Raw genomic sequence first — 17,079 nt, 5'->3', positions numbered from 1 at the left:
CCGACGCCGGAAAAAACGAGACCTTGCGGGCTCGGCCAGCGCCTTCGAACGGACCCGTCCGAAGGCGCGGCGGTATCACCCGGCCCGCGCCAGGATCAGGTCGGGGGCAGCCGGGACGAGGCGGTTCCGCCTCACGTGTACATCGCCTTGAGATCGAGCGTGCTCTCGCGCCCGATCGCGTCGTAGTTCTCGGCGAGCCAGGCCTTGGCCGCCTCCCGCCCGGCATCGCGCAGGTGGAGGAAGAACGGCCATTGCGCCCTGAGCCGCGAGGAGGCCGAGGCGTCGTCGAGGGCGCCGCCGCTGCCGTCGATGCGGTGGAGCAGCACCTGCTTGTAGGCGTTCGAGCGCCCGAGCACGCCGTCCTCGATCAGGTCGTCGACGAAGTCGATCGCCCGCAATTCGCGCAGCAGGTTGGCGTTGAAGGTGATCTCGTTGAGCCGGTCGCGGATCTCGGCCGGGCTGCGCGGGGTCTCGCGGCGCTCGACCGGGTTGATCTGGACCAGCAGGATGTCGGGGGAGCGGGCGCCGTGATAGAGCGGATAGAGCGGCGGGTTGCCGAGATAGCCGCCGTCCCAGTGCGGCACGCCGTCGATCTCGACCGCCTGGAACACCGTCGGCAGGCAGGCCGAGGCCATCAGGTGGTCGACCGTGAGGTCCGGCCGCTCGAACACCGCCATCTTGCCGGTCCACACGTTGGTCGCGGAGATGAACAGGTCGGCCGGTCCGTCCCGGCGCAACGCCTCGAAATCGACCGTGTCGGAGAGTGCCCGCTTCAGCGGGTTGATGTTGAGCGGATTGGTCACGTAGGGGCTGGCGACGGCGTTCCAGAACGCGCCGACCGGCGTCTTCTTCCAGAAGCCCATCACCCCGTCGACGAAGGTCTGCTGCGCCCGCGGCAGGTCGGCGTCGAGGCTGACCTCGCGCCAGAACGCCTCCAGGCGGGCGCGGGCGCCGTCGGGGCCGCCGCGCAGCCAGCCGTCGACCATCACGACGGCGTTCATGGCGCCGGCGCTGGCCCCGGTGATCGCCTCGAAGGCGAGGCGCCCGTCCTCGATCAGGGCGTCGAGCACGCCCCAGGTGAAGGCGCCGTGGGCGCCGCCGCCCTGCAGTGCGAGCGCGATCGGCTTCTCGGCCCGGGGGCCGACGAGGCCGCGGCCGAGAGGACCGGACGCGGCCTGGGGGCCTGCGGCGGCCTGTAGGCCTGCGGCGGCCTTGGGGCCTGCGGCGGCCTGGGGGCCATCGGCGGCTTGCGGCGGCAAGGACGGGAGGGGCTCGCGGTCGCCCGCGCTCCGGTCCGGTTCGTGGAGAGAGGCTGAATCCGTCATGCCGGAGATGTGGTGCGCTGCACCGCAAAAGCCAAATGGTGCGATGCAACGTCGCGTGGTTCGGCCTTCGGGGCACCGGCGTCACGCGCTTGACGCGCGGGGCCGGCATCCTCAGCTAAGGCAACGCCCCGGCGAGGCGGGGACGAGGATCCGGCCAAGGTTTCGGAAACGATGTCGCGGCACTCCGCACGGGACGGCTCTACTCCGTTGATCGCGCCGGGCTTTCATGCACGGCAGACGATTTCCACCGCGCCCGGAAATGCTCTAGACGGGGGGCACGCCGCGCTCGCCGCGACCCGACCTTAGACCCTCGCACGCGCCACACGTCTCCTGCGAACGACCCCCTGAAGGTATCCGATGGAAGCCATGGAAGCCCTCGCCCCGGCGGACAACACCGCCCCCGAGATCGCCGGCCCGAGCCCCCGGCACCGCACCGTCGGCGTCCGGATCGGCGAGGGCGAGGGCGCGGTGGTGATGGGCGGCGGCGCCCCGATCGTCGTGCAGTCGATGACCAACACCGACACCGCCGACATCGACGCCACCGTGGCGCAGGTCGCGGCGCTCGCCCGGGCCGGCTCCGAGGTCGTACGCATCACCGTCGACCGCGACGAGGCGGCGTCCGCCGTGCCGAAGATCCGCGAGCGCCTCGACCGCATCGGCGTCCACGTCCCGCTCGTCGGCGACTTCCACTATATCGGCCACAAGCTCCTGACCGACCATCCGGCCTGCGCCGAGGCGCTGGCCAAGTACCGGATCAACCCGGGCAACGTCGGCTTCAAGGAGAAGAAGGACCTGCAGTTCGGCACCATCGTCGAGCAGGCCGCCCGCTACGGCAAGGCGGTGCGCATCGGCGCCAACTGGGGCTCCCTCGACGAGGCGCTCCTCACCCACATGATGGACGAGAACGCCAACTCGGCGAAGCCGCGCGACGCCCGCGCGGTGATGCGCGAGGCGATGGTGCAGTCCGCCCTCCTCTCCGCCGACCGGGCGGTGGAGATCGGCCTGCCGAAGGAGCGCATCGTGCTCTCGGCCAAGGTCTCGGCGGTGCAGGACCTGATCGCGGTCTACCGCGAGGTGGCGCGCCGCTCCGACTACGCCATCCATCTCGGCCTGACCGAGGCCGGCATGGGCACCAAGGGCATCGTGGCGGCCTCCGCGGCGATCGGGGTGCTGCTCCAGGAGGGCATCGGCGACACGATCCGCTACTCCCTGACCCCGGAGCCGGGCGGCGACCGCACCGTCGAGGTGAAGGTGGCCCAGGAGCTGCTCCAGACGATGGGCTTCCGCACCTTCGTGCCGCTGGTGGCCGCCTGCCCGGGCTGCGGCCGCACCACCTCGACGGTGTTCCAGGAGCTCGCCCGCGACATCCAGAACTGGATCACCACCTCGATGCCGGAATGGCGCAAGACCTATCCGGGGGTCGAGGGGCTGAACGTCGCCGTGATGGGCTGCATCGTCAACGGTCCGGGCGAGTCGAAGCACGCCGACATCGGCATCTCGCTCCCCGGCACCGGCGAGACCCCGACCGCCCCGGTCTTCATCGACGGCAAGAAGGCGATGACCCTGCGCGGCCCGACGCTGGCCAAGGACTTCGAGGGCATCGTCGTCGACTACATCGAGCGCCGCTTCGGCCAAGGACGCCGCAGCGCCGCGGAGTAAGGCACGGCACGTAGCCGGGGCCGGTTGCCGGCGGGGCAGGCGCACGCCGCCTTGCGCCCCCCCGGGCTCGTGCTACAATCTCGCCACAATCGGGCCCGCCACCCGGCCCATCAGCGCGCTTGGCGGCAATCCCGGCCGCCCGCGGGCGCATCCCCGAACAGACATGACACAGTCGACCGCACCCACGGGCGGACCCGTCGCGCCGCCCGAATCCCTCACCCCGCAGAGCGGCGGCCCGCCGACCAAGGCGGGCAGCGTCGACGAGGCCGAGGGAGGCCACGGCCACGCCAAGGCGAGCTTCTGGACCCTGTTCCTCGGCTCCGTCGGCGTCGTCTACGGCGATATCGGCACCAGCCCGCTCTACGCCTTCCGCGAGGCGCTCAGCCCCGGCCGCGCCGACGGCGTGCTCACCGGCGAGGAGGTGCTGGGCACCGTCTCGCTGCTGCTCTGGGCCCTCGTGCTCATCGTCACCATCAAGTACGTCCTCCTGCTGCTGCAGATGGACAACAAGGGCGAGGGCGGCATCCTCTCGCTGATGGCGCTCGCCCGCAAGGCGCTCGGCGGCTCGCACATCGTGTTCATGCTGGGCCTGTTCGGCGCCGCCCTGTTCTACGGCGACGCGATCATCACCCCGGCGATCTCGGTCCTGTCGGCGGTGGAGGGCCTGAAGCTCGTCACCCCGGCCCTCGACCATTACGTGCTGCCGATCACCATCGCGATCATCCTGCCGCTGTTCCTGGTCCAGAGCCGCGGCACCGCCCGGATGGCGACGTTCTTCGGCCCGATCATGCTGGTGTGGTTCTCGGTACTGATGCTCGCGGCCCTGCCGCACATCGCCCGCACGCCGCAGGTCCTGTGGGCGCTCAATCCCTGGCACGCGGTGCATTACCTGCTCGGCCACGGCACCGGGGCGCTGGTCGCGCTCGGCGCGGTGTTCCTGGCGGTGACCGGGGCCGAGGCCCTGTTCGCCGATCTCGGCCATTTCGGCCGCCGGCCGATCCAGACCGCCTGGATCGCCCTCGTCGGCCCGTCGCTCGCCATCAACTACCTCGGCCAGGCCGCCCTGGTGCTGGCCAACCCCGACGTCACCGACCCGTTCTTCCAGCTCGTCCCCGAATGGGGCCTGCTGCCGATGGTGCTGCTCGCGACGGCCGCCACCGTCATCGCCAGCCAGGCGGTGATCACCGGCGCCTTCTCGCTCTCGCGCCAGGCGGTGCAGCTCGGCCTGCTGCCGCGGCTCGAGATCCGCCACACCTCGGAGGCGCATTCGGGGCAGATCTACCTGCCGCAGATCAACACGCTGCTGATGCTCGGCGTGGTGATCCTGGTAGTGCTGTTCCGCTCCTCCTCGGCGCTCGCCTCGGCCTACGGCATCGCCGTCACCGGCACGATGCTGATCACCGCCGGCCTCGCCTTCCTGGTGCTGTGGCGGGTGTGGCAATGGTCGCCGCTGGCCGCCGGCGCCGCGATGGTGCCGTTCATCGCCGTCGAGCTGCTGTTCCTGGCCTCGAACCTGCTCAAGGTCTTCGAGGGCGGCTACATGCCCCTGCTGCTCGCCGGCTGCCTCGTGCTGCTGATGTGGACCTGGGTGCGCGGCGTCACCATCCTGTTCAACAAGACCCGCAAGACCGACGTGCCGCTGACCGAGCTCGTCGCCATGCTGGAGAAGAGCCCGCCGCACCACGTCCGCGGCACGGCGGTGTTCCTCACCAGCGATCCCGAGACTGCGCCGGCGGCGCTCCTGCACAACCTGAAGCACAACAAGGTGCTGCACGAGAAGAACGTCGTGCTCACCGTCAAGACCATCGACCTGCCGCGCCTCAACGACGCCGACCGGGTCCGGATCGAGCCGATGGGCCCGCATTTCTGGAAGGTCGTGATGAAGTTCGGCTACATGGAATCGCCGAACATCCCGAGGGGCCTGGCGCTCCTGCGCAAGCAGGGCTTCAAGTTCGACATCATGGCGACGTCGTTCTTCCTGTCGCGGCGCTCGATCCGCCCGGCGGCGCAATCCGGCATGCCGCTGTGGCAGGACCGGGTGTTCATCACGCTCGCCCGCAACGCCAACGACGCGACGGACTTCTTCCAGATCCCGACCGGGCGGGTGGTCGAGGTCGGCACCCAGGTGACGGTGTAGGCGGATGGGCGCCCTCGACGGCAGACGGGTGCTCCTCGTCATCGGGGGCGGCATCGCGGCCTACAAGGCGCTGGATCTGATCCGGCGCCTGCGCGAGCGCGGCGCCGCGGTGCGCTGCGTGCTCACCAAGGGCGCGCAGGAATTCGTGACCCCGCTCGCCGCCGCGGCGCTCAGCGGGCAGCGCGCCCATACCGACCTGTTCGACCGGGCCGACGAGGCCGATATCGGCCACATCAAGCTCGCCCGCGACGCCGACGCCGTGGTGGTGGCGCCGGCCACCGCCAACACGCTCGCCCGCATGGCCGGCGGCCACGCGCCGGACCTCGCCTCGACGGTGCTGCTCGCCACCACCCTGCCGATCCTGATCGCGCCGGCGATGAACGTGCGGATGTGGCTGCACCCGGCGACGCAGCGCAACCTCGCCCTGCTCAAGGGCGACGGCGTCGCGGTGGTCGGCCCCAACGTGGGCCGGATGGCCGAGGCCGAGACCGGTCCCGGCCGGATGGCCGAGCCCGACGAGATCGCCGACGCGGTGGAGGCCCTGCTGGGGGGAGCGCCCGAGGAGAAGCCCCTCTCGGGCCGCCACCTCCTCGTCACCTCCGGGCCGACCCACGAGCCGATCGACCCGGTGCGCTACCTCGCCAACCGTTCCTCGGGCAAGCAGGGCCACGCGATCGCGGCGGCGGCCGCCGCCGCGGGCGCCCGGGTGACCCTGGTCTCGGGGCCCGTCACCCTGCCCGATCCCCCCGGCGTCGCGGTGGTGCGGGTCGAGACCGCCCGCGAGATGCTGGAGGCGGTCGAGGCGGCGTTGCCCGCCGACATCGCGGTCTTCGCCGCCGCCGTCGCCGACTGGCGCCCGGCCGCCTTCGGCGACCAGAAGATCAAGAAGGGGCCGGAGGGGCCCCCTCCCCTCGCGCTGACCGAGAACCCCGACATCCTGGCGACGATCGCGCGCCGGACCGAGGGACGGCCGCCCCTGGTGGTGGGCTTCGCCGCCGAGACCACCGACGTGATCGCCCATGCCCGGGCCAAGATCGCCCGCAAGGGTTGCGACCTCATCGTCGCCAACGACGTCTCGGCGGCGACCGGCGTGATGGGGGGCGACCGCAACAGCGTCCACCTGATCGGCCGCGACGGCAGCCTCGAGACCTGGCCGACGATGGGCAAGGACGAGGTGGCGCGCCGCCTCGTCGCGCGGCTCGGGCAACACGCCGCCTCGCCCTGAGGCAAGATACCGCCGGTCCGGCGGTGGGCACCCGCGGATCCGGCATTATCTCTCCGCCTCCCCACCGGGAGATCCCCTCCCCGACCGGGAGGCCGCCTTGCCCACCATCCTCGTCGTCACGCTGATCTGCGCCTCGTCCCTGGCGGCGAAGGACTGCACCCGCGACACCGCCCAGGACGTCATCACCCACCCGGCCCACTCGCCGCAGGAATGCATGCTGCTCGGGCCCGCCATCGCGGCCGGTTCGGGCCGCGGCACCGAGGCCGGCACCTACGTCAAGACACTGTGCGAGCAGCGGCGCTAGGCCACACGGCTCCGGCCCGCCCACCTCTCCCACTGGCACGCGCATTGCCCACCGTGCCCGACCCCGCACCGGTCCCGGCCGGTCGGCGCGTCCTCGCCAAGGGAGAGAGCCATGAAGCGCGACGACCTTACGGAAAAGCTTCTCGACATCAAGCGCGAGAAGGGCTGGACCTGGAAGCACATCCAGGACGAGATCGGCGGCCTCTCGCCGATCCTGATCACCGCCGCCTGCATGGGCCAGATGAAGCTGCCCAAGGCGCAGGCCGCGAAGGCCGCCGCCCTGTTCGGCCTCTCGGCGGCCGAGGAGCGGATGCTCAACGAGGCGCCCTATCGCGGCTCGATCCCGCACATGCCGCCGACCGATCCGCTGATCTACCGCTTCTACGAGCTGGTGATGGTCTACGGCACCACCTGGAAGGAGCTGATCCAGGAGGAGTTCGGCGACGGGATCATGTCGGCGATCGACTTCAACATGACGATGGAGCGCGAGCCCAACAACAAGGGCGACCGGGTGAAGATGCAGATGTCGGGCAAGTTCCTGCCCTACAAGTACTACGGCAACGAGGAGGGCGTGCCGGAATACGGCTTCAAGGAGCATGCCTTTTAAGGTACGAATACCGTAATTATATCCTTGCAATGTCTGAAGCATTGCAAGGCTCCGATCCGGTCTGGTCTGCCGTCATCGAACGGTTCGAGAAGTATGCGCCGACGAGCCTGATGGCCCGCACGGCCCTGGAACACGCGCTGCCCGCTGGCTGGATCGACGAGGTGTTCGAGCAGAACCGACACTGGCAATACACGCGGGAGTTGCTGTTCTCGACCGTCGTCAGGCTGATGATGCTCGTGGCGCTCGGCTTGCGCTCGTCCCTGCATGCGGCGGCCCGCGAAGCCGAAGACCTGACCGTCTCGCTTCCCGCCCTCTATGACAAGGTCAACCGGACCGAACCCGCGCTACTGCGCGCCCTCGTGCGCGGCAGCGCGGCTCGACTGGCGCCGGTCATGGCCGCGGCGGGCACCGGCCATCCGAGCCTGCCGGGGTTTGCGATGCGCGTGCTGGACGGCAACCATCTGCCCGGCAGCGAGAAGCGTCTGAAGCCATTGCGGGCGCTTCGCGGCGCCGCCCTGCCAGGGCTGACCCTGGTGGTCTACGATCCCGATACCGGCCTGGCCGTCGACCTGGTGGCAGCCGAAGATGCCTATGCCGACGAGCGAGCGCTGGCTCGGGCCCTCCTGGACGGCGCCGCGCCCGGTCAGGTCTGGGTCGCCGACCGGCACTTCTGCGTCCGGCCGTGGCTGGAGGGTCTGGTCGCGGCGCGCAGCCACTTCGTGGTGCGCCAGCACGGCAACCATCCCCGCCTGGGCGAACAAGGGGAATGGCAGGAGAGCGGGGCCTGCGAGACCGGCTTGCTGCGCGAGCAGAGCATCACCCTGGAGGGGAGCCAGATCCCCTGGCGACGCATCGCGCTCAGCCTGACGGAGCCGACCACGGAGGGCGATCGGACGATCTGGCTGTGGAGCAACCTGCCCGCGAGCGTCAGTGCGGCACAGATCGCGCAGGTGTATCGGCGACGCTGGCGGGTCGAGGGACTGTTCCTGCGCCTGGAGCGGGTGCTGCACAGCGAGGCCGGCCGCCTGGGTCGGCCGCGGGCGGCGCTTCTGGGATTTGCGTCTGCGGTTCTGGCTCACAACGTGCTGAGCCTGTTGAGCGCCTGCATCGAGCAGGTGCACGGGTCCGAGCCGCGGGTCTCGGTGTTCCACCTGGGCCGCCAGATCGGTGCCGGCTACGAGGGCCTGATGGTAGCGCTGGGTCACGGCGCCGTGTTGACGGGGCGGGAGGATGCAGCCGGCGTCGCAGCCCGCTTGCTGGCGTTGGCGGAGCGGGTCGACGTTGGGCGGATTGCAACCAGCCCGCGTGGTCCCAAGCGCAAGGTCGACAAGCCCTACGTGGCCGCGACCGTGGCCCGGGAGCACGTATCCACCGCCAGGGTGCTCGAAAAGGCTAAGCTAATGGCCAAGAAAGCACCTTAAAAGGCATGGCTTCAAGGAGCCGTAGGATCGCCCGCCCGCGGCGGCAGGCGGGCACCCGGTCGCGGCCGGAACGGAGCGGGCGGCGCGGGCGGCCGGAGCCGGCGGCGCCTTGCCATCCCACCCCCGATCGGATAAAGGCCCGCCCATCCCACACGCGGAGCCGGCCTCATGCCTGAATGAGGCGTTTCCGGTGGCCGGTCGCCTCCTTGGTTCCTGTCTCTCGGCAAGTCCCTCGTCGGCCCGGTCGCTTCCTCCGCGGCGGTGACAACCGGAGAGAACAAAGACCATGGCCCTTCCCGACTTCTCCATGCGCCAGCTGCTCGAGGCCGGCTCGCACTTCGGCCACCAGGCGCACCGCTGGAACCCGAAGATGCAGTCGTACATCTTCGGCACCCGCAACAACATCCACATCATCGACCTCGCCCAGACCGTGCCGGCGCTCGCCCAGGCGCTGCAGGCGGTGAGCGACACCGTCGCCAAGGGCGGCCGCGTGCTGTTCGTCGGCACCAAGCGCCAGGCGGCCGACACCATCGCGGACGCAGCCAAGCGCTCGGCCCAGTACTACGTGAACTCGCGCTGGCTCGGCGGCACGCTGACCAACTGGAAGACCATCTCGGGCTCGATCCAGCGCCTGCGCAAGGTCGACGAGACCCTCGCCGGCGGCGGCCAGGGCCTCACCAAGAAGGAGCGCCTGATGCTGTCCCGCGAGAAGGACAAGCTCGAGAAGGCGCTCGGCGGCATCAAGGACATGGGCGGCGTGCCCGACCTGCTGTTCGTGATCGACACCAACAAGGAGCAGCTGGCGATCAAGGAGGCGAACCGCCTCAAGATCCCGGTGGCGGCCATCGTCGACACCAACTGCAACCCGGACGGCATCACCTACGTGGTCCCGGCCAACGACGACGCCGGCCGCGCCATCGCGCTCTACTGCGACCTCGTCGCCCGCGCGGCGATCGACGGCATCTCCCGCGGCCAGGGTGCGCTCGGCATCGATCTCGGCGAGTCCGAGGAGCCGATGGCCGAGGAGCTGCCGGCGCTGGCCAACGAGCCCGAGGTGGTGCCGGTCGACGTCACCGAGCCGTATGTCGGCGAGCCCTTCGAGCTGCTGGCCGCCCCGCGCGGCGCCCCGGACGACCTGACCAAGCTCACGGGCGTCGGCCCGCAGCTGGTGCAGAAGCTCAACGACGCCGGCATCTACCACTACTGGCAGATCGCCGCGATGACCCCCGAGGACATCGCCAAGGTCGACGGCGAGCTGAAGCTCAACGGCCGCTTCGAGCGCGACGGCTGGGTGAACCAGGCCCGCGGCTTCGTCGAGGCCGCCGCCGCGGCGTAACGCCGGCACGCCTCCCACGCGGGGACGTTGGTCCCCGCGGACCTGACGCTTCAAAGCCCGGCGCCGCCACGGCGCCGGGTTCCCTTTATCCGCCGACCGGCGCCCTCAGCGAGCGCCGGGGCGCCAATCGAGAGGATCCCACGATGGCCAACATCACGGCAGCGATGGTCAAGGAGCTGCGCGAGAAGACCGGCGCGGGCATGATGGACTGCAAGTCGGCCCTCAACGAGACCGCCGGCGACCTCGAGGCGGCCGTGGACTGGCTGCGCAAGAAGGGCCTCGCCAAGGCCGCCAAGAAGGCCGGCCGCGTCGCCGCCGAGGGCCTGGTCGCGGTCGAGTCCGCCGGCCACCACGCCGCGGTGCTCGAGGTGAACTCCGAGACCGACTTCGTCGCCCGCAACGACGGCTTCCAGGCCTTCGTCCGCGAGGCCGCCAAGCTCGCGCTCACCGCCGGCGACAGCATCGAGACCCTCGAGGCCGCCAAGTTCCCGGGCGCCGAGACCACGGTGAAGGACAAGCTGCAGGAGCTGATCGCCACCATCGGCGAGAACATGACGCTTCGCCGCGTCGCCAAGCTGTCGGTCGAGAAGGGCGTCATCGCCTCCTACGTGCACGGCCAGGTCTCCGAGGGTCTCGGCAAGATCGGCGTGCTCGTCGCCCTCGAGTCGGCCGGCGACGTGACGGTGCTGAGCCAGCTCGGCCGCCAGATCGCCATGCACGTCGCGGCGACCAACCCGGTGGCGCTGGACGCCTCGGGCGTCGACGCCGGCACGGTCGAGCGCGAGAGCAACATCCTGCGCGAGAAGAACGCCGGCAAGCCGGACCACGTGCTGGCCAAGATCGTCGAGAGCGGCCTGAAGAGCTACTACAAGGAGGTCACCCTCCTCGATCAGCCCTTCGTCCACGACTCGTCGAAGACCGTCTCCCAGGTGCTCAAGGAGGCCGAGGGCAAGGCCGGCGGCCCGGTGAAGCTCACCGGCTTCGTCCGCTACGCGCTCGGCGAGGGCATCGAGAAGGAAGAGGCCCCGGACTTCGCCGCCGAGGTCGCGGCCGCGGCCAAGGGCTGAACCGCACGACCGGCGCATCGCGCGACGGTCGAGGAGGGGGGCCGCCTTGCGCGGCCCCCCTTTTTCGTTGTCCGCCCCCCGTCCTTCGAGGGTATCGATTCAGGCCTGACGGCGCCTCGACGGGCCGGGATCGACAGGCTAGAACCCGGCCGACTCGTAACGACCCTTGACGCCGACAGCGGCCGCCCCATGGGCGGCCAGAGGAGCGCCCATGCCGCAACATCCCGTGTCGGACCCTGCCTCGCCGGATCGGGGATCGCCGTCCATCCGCCGGGTGCTGGTGAAGCTCTCCGGCGAGGCGCTCGCCGCGCCGGACGGCTACTGGCTGCACCCGCCGACACTCGCGGCGCTCGCCGACGACATCGCCCGGGCGGTGGACAAGGGATTCCAGATCGCCCTGGTGGTCGGCGGCGGCAACGTGATCCGCGGCGCCCGGGTCTCGGCGGCGGGCTGGATCGACCGCGCCACGGGCGATTCCCTCGGCATGATGGCGACGGTGATGAACTCGCTCGCGCTCGAGACCGCGCTCAACGCCGCCGGCGTCACCGCCCGCACCATGTCGGCGGTGTCGATGCCGACGATCTGCGAGACCTATGCCCGCCAGCCGGCCCTGCACCACCTCGACAAGGGCCAGGTCGTGGTGCTGGCCGGCGGCACCGGCAACCCGTACTTCACCACCGACACCGCCGCGGTCCTGCGCGCCGCCGAGCTGAAATGCGACGCGGTGCTGAAGGCGACCCAGGTCGACGGCGTCTACTCCGCCGACCCGAAGACCAACCCGGACGCGGTGCGCTACGAGCGCCTGAGCCACGACGAGGCGATCGCCCGCGACCTCAAGGTGATGGACACCGCCGCCTTCGCGCTCGCCCGCGACGGCGGGCTGCCGCTGATCGTCGGCTCGGTCCACGCGCCGAGCTCGGTGACGGCGATCCTCACCGGCGCCGCGCCCTCGACCCTGGTGGCACCGTAAAAACCGGAACGGACGCCGGCCCCGACGATTTGCGGCAGGTCGGGTTTTGGTTCATTGAAGCCCGACCGGGGCGGGCCCGCCAGGGTCCCGCCTCCTCCCCCTCTTCTCACGATGCCTCGGGACGCGCAGGAATGCCTACCCCCTCCTTCGACCTCAACGACATCAAGCGGCGCATGCAGGGCGCGATCAACTCGCTCAAGCACGACCTCGGCTCGCTGCGCACCGGGCGTGCCACCCCCTCGCTCCTCGACCCGATCCAGGTCGACGCCTACGGCGCCGCGATGTCGATGGCGCAGGTCGCGACGATCAGCGTGCCGGAGCCGCGCCTCCTCAGCGTCTCGGTCTGGGACCGCGGCATGGTGGCGGCGGTCGAGAAGGCGATCCGCGAATCCGATCTCGGCCTCAACCCGATGACGGAAGGCCAGACCATCCGCCTGCGCATCCCCGAGATGAACGAGCAGCGCCGCAAGGAGATGGTCAAGGTCGCGCACAAGTATGCCGAGGAGGCCCGCGTCGCGGTCCGCCACGTGCGCCGCGACGGTCTCGACCTGCTGAAGAAGCTCGAGAAGGACGGCGCCATCAGCCAGGACGACGAGAAGCGCCAGGCCGACCAGGTGCAGAAGGCGACCGACCAGCACATCGCCGAGGTCGACCAGACCCTGGCGTCGAAGGAAAAGGAGATCATGCAGGTCTGACACGGACCGGCATGACTGTTCTAGGATAGTTGGAACGAGCGCGTGGGGAGCGCGGAGCCGGAACGCGGCTCCGCCGGGGTCAGGGCCAGCATGGCAGGCGACAGCGAGACGGTGACCCTGCTGGAGGCAGGCCAGGCCGAGGCCCAGCAGGCGGCGTGCTCCGGGCCGCCGCCCGGCACGATGCCGACCCACGTCGCCATCATCATGGACGGCAACGGCCGCTGGGCCGCCCGGCGCGGGCTGCCCCGGGTCGAGGGCCATCGCCGCGGGGTCGAGGCGGTGCGTCGCGCCGTGCGCTCGGCGATCGACCTGCGGATCCCCTATCTCACGATCTACAGCTTCTCGTCGGAGAACTGGCGCCGGCCCGCCGCCGAGGTGGCGGACCTGATGGGCCTGCTCAAGCTGTTCGTGCGCCGCGACCTCGCCGACCTGCACGCCAACGGCGTGCGGGTGCGGATCATCGGCGAGCGCGACGGCCTGCCCGGCGACATCGCCGGCCTGCTGCGCGAGGCCGAGGAGCGCACCGCCCGCAACACCAGGCTGACCCTGGTGGTGGCGTTCAATTACGGCGGGCGCCAGGAGATCCTGCGCGCGGTGCGCACGCTCGCCGCGGCGGTCGCCGACGGGCGGCTCGCCCCGGAGGCGATCGACGCCGCGGCGATGACGGGGGCGCTCGACACCGACGGCATCCCCGATCCCGACCTCGTCATCCGCACCTCCGGCGAGCAGCGAGTCTCGAACTTCCTCACCTGGCAAACCGCCTATTCCGAGTTCGTGTTCGTGCCGGATTTCTGGCCGGACTTCGACCACGCCGCCTTCCTCGCGGCGATCGGCGAGTTCCAGAGCCGCGACCGCCGCTTCGGCGGCCTCAGCGCCCGGGCGGGCTGATGGCGGGCTCGAACGGAACGAACCTCCGGGGAACCGAGAAGCCGACCGGCCGGCCGGCCTGGCCCGCGACGGAACTCGGCGCGCGCACCGTGTCGGCCGTCGTGCTCGGCCTCCTGGTGCTCGGCGCCACCCTCAACGGCGGCTGGATCTTCGCGGTGGTCTGGTTCCTCGCCGGGCTCGCAGTGGTGGGCGAGTGGCTCGCCATCACCCGGACCGCGCCGCACCGGCCGCTGCTCGCCATCGCCGGCCTCGTGCTGGCAGGGGCGGTGGCGGGCGCGCGGCTGCCGATCGCCCTCCCCTGGCTCGTCGGCACCGTCGCGCTCGGCCTTGGCGCCCTGACGCTCCTCGCCCGGCCGGCCGCGGGCCGGATCTGGGCGCCGGCGGCCCTCGCCTGCGCCCTCGTGGTCGCCCTGGTGCCGGTGCTGTTGCGCGACGATCCGCGCATCGGGCTCGCCGGGCCGCTCTGGCTGTTCGGCGTGGTCTGGACCACCGACATCGCCGCCTACTTCACCGGCCGGTCGCTCGGCGGCCCGAAGCTGTGGCCGGCGGTGAGCCCGAAGAAGACCTGGTCGGGCTTCTGCGGCGGCCTCCTCGGGGCGACGATCGTCGGCGGCGCGGTGGCGGCCGGCGCGCGGCATCTCGGCGCCACCGAGGCGCTGTCGCTGCCGCTCGCCTGCGCCTTGTCGGCTCTCGCCTCGGTGATGAGCCAGGGCGGCGACCTCGCCGAATCGGCCCTCAAGCGCGCCTACGGCGCCAAGGATTCCGGCCGCCTGATCCCGGGCCATGGCGGCGTGATGGACCGTCTCGACGGCTTCTTCGCCGTGGCCCTCCTCGCCGGCCTCCTGCTCGTCGGCCTCACTCTCACGGGACATCCATGACCCTCACCGTCTCCGTCCTGGGCGCGACCGGCTCGATCGGGCGCTCGACCGCCGACCTGCTCGACCAGCACCGGGACCGCTTCCGGGTCGGCGCGGTGGCGGGCGGTCGCGACGCGGCGGCGCTCGCCCGCGTCGCCCGCGCGCTGAAGGCCGAGTTCGCGGCGATCGCCGATCCCGACGGGCTGCCGGCGCTTCGCGACGCGCTGTCGGGCTCCGGCATCGCCTGCGGCGCCGGCCCGTCCGCGGTGATCGAGGCGGCGACCCGGGACGCCGACATCGTGGTGGCGGCGGTGAGCGGGGCGGCGGGCCTCGCGCCCACCTGCGCGGCGATCCGCCAGGGCCGCACCGTGGCGCTCGCCAACAAGGAGAGCCTGGTCTGCGCCGGCGACGCCTTCATGCGCGACGCCAGGAAGTTCGGCGCCCGCCTGCTGCCGATGGATTCCGAGCACAACGCGCTCGAGCAGTCGATCGGCACCGGCCGGATCGACGACGTCACCCGGATGACCATCACCGCCTCAGGGGGACCGTTCCGGACCGCGAGCCGCGAGCGGATCGCCGCGGCGAGCGCCGCGGACGCCGCCGCCCACCCGACCTGGTCGATGGGCATGAAGATCAACATCGATTCGGCCACCCTGATGAACAAGGGGCTGGAGCTGATCGAGGCCCACCACCTGTTCGGCATCGAGGCCGAGCGCCTCGACGCCGTGGTGCACCCGCAATCGATCGTCCACGCCCTCGTCACCTGGCGCGACGGCGCGGTGACGGCCGGGCTCTACGTCCCCGACATGCGGGTGCCGATCTCCCACTGCCTCGGCCTCGGCGACCGCCTGTCGATCGCCCGCGGCAAGCCCCTCGACCTCGCAGGCATCGGCAGCCTCACCTTCGAGCGCCCGGACGAGGAGCGCTTCCCCTGCCTGCGCATCGCCAAGGCCGCGCTCGCCGCCGGGGCGGCGCAGCCGACGGTGATGAACGCGGCGAACGAGATCGCGGTCGCGGCCTTCATCGCCGAGAAGATCCGCTTCTACGACATCGCCGCCCTGGTCGAGCGGGCCTGCGAGCACTTCGCGGCCCGCTTCCCCACGGCGCCCGCCGACGTCGAGGAGGCGCTCGCCATCGACGCCGAGGTACGCCGCTGGAGCCAAGACGCGCTCGCCGCCTGACCGCCGCCTTCAGCTTCCGTTAAGTTAACCCTCGGCCGTTCGACGCCCTGTTCGCAGGCGCTCCGAGCCTGTATGAGGAGGGGTCGGATAGGCGGCCGCGCCGGGTGAGGTGAGATCCCGCCGCGCCGCATCGAGGTGACCATGGATCTGCTCAACGTCGTCGGCGGTGCGACGACGAACCTGCTCGGCTACATCGTGCCGTTCCTGTTCGTCCTCACCGTCGTGGTGTTCATCCACGAGCTCGGCCACTTCCTGGTCGGGCGCTGGTGCGGCGTCGGGGTGACCAGCTTCTCGATCGGCTTCGGACCCGAGCTCGTCGGCTTCAACGACCGCCGCGGCACCCGCTGGAAGCTCTCGGCGATCCCGCTCGGCGGCTACGTCAAGTTCGTCGGCGACATGAACGGCGCCAGCGTGCCCGACACGGACGCGGCCGCGCGCATGGATCCCGCCGAGCGGGCGGTGAGCTTCCACGCCCAGAACGTCTGGAAGCGGGTCGCCATCGTGGCGGCGGGGCCGGTCGCGAACTTCCTCCTCGCCATCGCGGTCTTCGCCGGCGCGGTCTACGCCACCGGCCGCTACGAGGTGGCGCCCCGGGTCTCGGCGGTGCAGCCGGGCAGCGCGGCGGAGCGGGCCGGCTTCCAGCCCGGCGACGTGGTGCTGACGATCAACGGCAGCGCCATCCACAACTTCGCCGACATGCAGCGCACCGTCTCGGGCGCCGCGGGCGACCGCCTCGCCTTCACGGTCGAGCGCGGCGGCGTCACCACGCCGCTCACCGCGACGCCGGACGCCTACGAGGAGAAGACCCCGTTCGGGACCCAGCGCATCGGGCGCCTCGGCATCCAGGGCCCGCGCGACGCCGCCGAGGTCAAGCTGGTGCGCTACGGCGCCCTCGACTCGCTCAAGATCGGCGTCACCGAGACCTACTTCGTCGTCGACCGCACCTTCAGCTACATCGGCAAGCTGATCACCGGCCGCGAATCCGCCGACCAGCTCTCCGGCCCGATGGGCATCGCCCGGGTCTCGGGGCAGGCCGCCAAGGTCGGCGGCATCGGCGCCCTCGTCGGGCTGATCGCGGTGCTGTCGGTCTCGATCGGGCTCATCAACCTGTTCCCGGTCCCGATGCTCGATGGCGGCCACCTGATGTTCTACGCCGTCGAGATCGTGCGCGGCCGCCCCCTGAGCGAGCGGGCGCAGGAGATCGGCTTCCGCATCGGCCTCGCCCTGGTGCTGATGCTGATGCTGTTCGCGACCTGGAACGACATCCTGCATATCGGCGCCTCGTTCAACCGCGGCACCTGACGGCCGGGCACGCCCTCCCGGGCCACCGGATTCCTGGATCACGAAGAGCCGCCCGCGCATGAAGCGGGCGGCTCTTCGCGCGATTCCACCCCGGCCGATCGCCCGG

15 protein-coding genes are annotated in these 17,079 nt (G+C 71.2%); 14 read left to right on the top strand and 1 reads right to left on the bottom strand.

The genetic code is table 11. The features are described 5' to 3' along the window. Nucleotides 1–131: 131 nt before the first annotated feature. On the bottom strand, nt 132–1,325 hold the full coding sequence (locus A5481_RS00600) for a patatin-like phospholipase family protein (protein WP_082173039.1): 1,194 nt from the start codon (nt 1,323–1,325) through the stop codon (nt 132–134). Nucleotides 1,326–1,682: 357 nt separating this feature from the next. Here A5481_RS00600 and ispG point away from each other — a divergent pair, with 357 nt between their 5' ends. The 14 genes from ispG to rseP all read left to right on the top strand — a co-directional run bounded on the left by ispG (nt 1,683) and on the right by rseP (nt 16,973). Then, the gene (ispG, locus tag A5481_RS00595; RefSeq protein WP_048433242.1) at nt 1,683–2,984 is read left to right on the top strand and encodes a flavodoxin-dependent (E)-4-hydroxy-3-methylbut-2-enyl-diphosphate synthase; all 1,302 of its coding nucleotides are present in this window, start codon (nt 1,683–1,685) and stop codon (nt 2,982–2,984) included. Between the two features lie 163 nt (nt 2,985–3,147). Next, entirely contained in the window at nt 3,148–5,121 is a 1,974-nt protein-coding gene (locus A5481_RS00590; protein WP_048433241.1) for a potassium transporter Kup, read from the top strand. A 4-nt stretch (nt 5,122–5,125) separates the two neighbouring features. Beyond that, a complete protein-coding gene (gene coaBC / locus A5481_RS00585) occupies nt 5,126–6,346 on the top strand; it encodes a bifunctional phosphopantothenoylcysteine decarboxylase/phosphopantothenate--cysteine ligase CoaBC (protein ID WP_048433240.1) in 1,221 nt (406 codons plus the stop codon). 97 nt (nt 6,347–6,443) lie between these two features. After that, nucleotides 6,444–6,650: a hypothetical protein gene (locus A5481_RS00580; protein WP_048433239.1), complete on the top strand. Its 207-nt coding sequence runs from the start codon at nt 6,444–6,446 to the stop codon at nt 6,648–6,650. A 111-nt stretch (nt 6,651–6,761) separates the two neighbouring features. Next, nucleotides 6,762–7,256 (top strand): cyanase, encoded by a 495-nt coding sequence (gene cynS, locus A5481_RS00575; RefSeq protein WP_048433238.1) that lies wholly within the window; start codon nt 6,762–6,764, stop codon nt 7,254–7,256. A 110-nt stretch (nt 7,257–7,366) separates the two neighbouring features. Further along, the gene (locus A5481_RS00570; RefSeq protein ID WP_048437735.1) at nt 7,367–8,677 is read left to right on the top strand and encodes an IS4 family transposase; all 1,311 of its coding nucleotides are present in this window, start codon (nt 7,367–7,369) and stop codon (nt 8,675–8,677) included. Between the two features lie 286 nt (nt 8,678–8,963). Continuing rightward, nucleotides 8,964–10,013, top strand: coding sequence for a 30S ribosomal protein S2 (locus tag A5481_RS00565; protein ID WP_048434926.1), 1,050 nt, complete (start codon nt 8,964–8,966; stop codon nt 10,011–10,013). 143 nt (nt 10,014–10,156) lie between these two features. Continuing rightward, the gene (tsf, locus tag A5481_RS00560) at nt 10,157–11,080 is read left to right on the top strand and encodes a translation elongation factor Ts (protein WP_048434927.1); all 924 of its coding nucleotides are present in this window, start codon (nt 10,157–10,159) and stop codon (nt 11,078–11,080) included. A gap of 211 nt (nt 11,081–11,291) precedes the next feature. Then, complete coding sequence (gene pyrH / locus A5481_RS00555) at nt 11,292–12,050, top strand: UMP kinase (RefSeq protein WP_048434928.1); 759 nt, start codon at nt 11,292–11,294, stop codon at nt 12,048–12,050. Nucleotides 12,051–12,181: 131 nt separating this feature from the next. After that, on the top strand, nt 12,182–12,745 hold the full coding sequence (gene frr, locus A5481_RS00550; protein WP_048434929.1) for a ribosome recycling factor: 564 nt from the start codon (nt 12,182–12,184) through the stop codon (nt 12,743–12,745). 90 nt (nt 12,746–12,835) lie between these two features. Next, nucleotides 12,836–13,633 carry an isoprenyl transferase gene (locus tag A5481_RS00545; protein WP_082173207.1) on the top strand — a complete coding sequence of 266 codons (798 nt, stop codon included), beginning with the start codon at nt 12,836–12,838 and terminating at the stop codon, nt 13,631–13,633. After that, on the top strand, nt 13,633–14,511 hold the full coding sequence (locus A5481_RS00540) for a phosphatidate cytidylyltransferase (protein ID WP_048434930.1): 879 nt from the start codon (nt 13,633–13,635) through the stop codon (nt 14,509–14,511). The genes A5481_RS00545 and A5481_RS00540 overlap by 1 nt, the downstream gene beginning before the upstream one ends. Continuing rightward, entirely contained in the window at nt 14,508–15,671 is a 1,164-nt protein-coding gene (gene dxr, locus A5481_RS00535) for a 1-deoxy-D-xylulose-5-phosphate reductoisomerase (protein ID WP_048434931.1), read from the top strand. Before A5481_RS00540 ends, dxr begins: the two co-directional genes overlap by 4 nt. A 141-nt stretch (nt 15,672–15,812) precedes the next feature. Further along, a complete protein-coding gene (gene rseP / locus A5481_RS00530) occupies nt 15,813–16,973 on the top strand; it encodes an RIP metalloprotease RseP (RefSeq protein ID WP_048434932.1) in 1,161 nt (386 codons plus the stop codon). Nucleotides 16,974–17,079: the final 106 nt, after the last annotated feature.

Source organism: Methylobacterium platani, from assembly GCF_001653715.1.
GTDB classification, from domain to species: Bacteria; Pseudomonadota; Alphaproteobacteria; order Rhizobiales; family Beijerinckiaceae; genus Methylobacterium; species Methylobacterium platani.
Note: the sequence above shows the minus strand (reverse complement) of the source record. Positions and strands in the feature narration are given on the sequence as shown.

Bases quoted from the DNA above. Each gene is read 5' to 3' on its own strand.
- A5481_RS00600 (WP_082173039.1), bottom strand. From the start codon at position 1,325: ATGACGGATTCAGCCTCTCTCCACGAACCGGACCGGAGCGCGGGCGAC.
- cynS (WP_048433238.1), top strand. From the start codon at position 6,762: ATGAAGCGCGACGACCTTACGGAAAAGCTTCTCGACATCAAGCGCGAG.
- frr (WP_048434929.1), top strand. From the start codon at position 12,182: ATGCCTACCCCCTCCTTCGACCTCAACGACATCAAGCGGCGCATGCAG.
- A5481_RS00540 (WP_048434930.1), top strand. From the start codon at position 13,633: ATGGCGGGCTCGAACGGAACGAACCTCCGGGGAACCGAGAAGCCGACC.
- A5481_RS00590 (WP_048433241.1), top strand. From the start codon at position 3,148: ATGACACAGTCGACCGCACCCACGGGCGGACCCGTCGCGCCGCCCGAA.
- ispG (WP_048433242.1), top strand. From the start codon at position 1,683: ATGGAAGCCATGGAAGCCCTCGCCCCGGCGGACAACACCGCCCCCGAG.
- A5481_RS00545 (WP_082173207.1), top strand. From the start codon at position 12,836: ATGGCAGGCGACAGCGAGACGGTGACCCTGCTGGAGGCAGGCCAGGCC.
- pyrH (WP_048434928.1), top strand. From the start codon at position 11,292: ATGCCGCAACATCCCGTGTCGGACCCTGCCTCGCCGGATCGGGGATCG.
- tsf (WP_048434927.1), top strand. From the start codon at position 10,157: ATGGCCAACATCACGGCAGCGATGGTCAAGGAGCTGCGCGAGAAGACC.
- A5481_RS00565 (WP_048434926.1), top strand. From the start codon at position 8,964: ATGGCCCTTCCCGACTTCTCCATGCGCCAGCTGCTCGAGGCCGGCTCG.
- rseP (WP_048434932.1), top strand. From the start codon at position 15,813: ATGGATCTGCTCAACGTCGTCGGCGGTGCGACGACGAACCTGCTCGGC.
- coaBC (WP_048433240.1), top strand. From the start codon at position 5,126: ATGGGCGCCCTCGACGGCAGACGGGTGCTCCTCGTCATCGGGGGCGGC.
- A5481_RS00570 (WP_048437735.1), top strand. From the start codon at position 7,367: ATGGCCCGCACGGCCCTGGAACACGCGCTGCCCGCTGGCTGGATCGAC.
- dxr (WP_048434931.1), top strand. From the start codon at position 14,508: ATGACCCTCACCGTCTCCGTCCTGGGCGCGACCGGCTCGATCGGGCGC.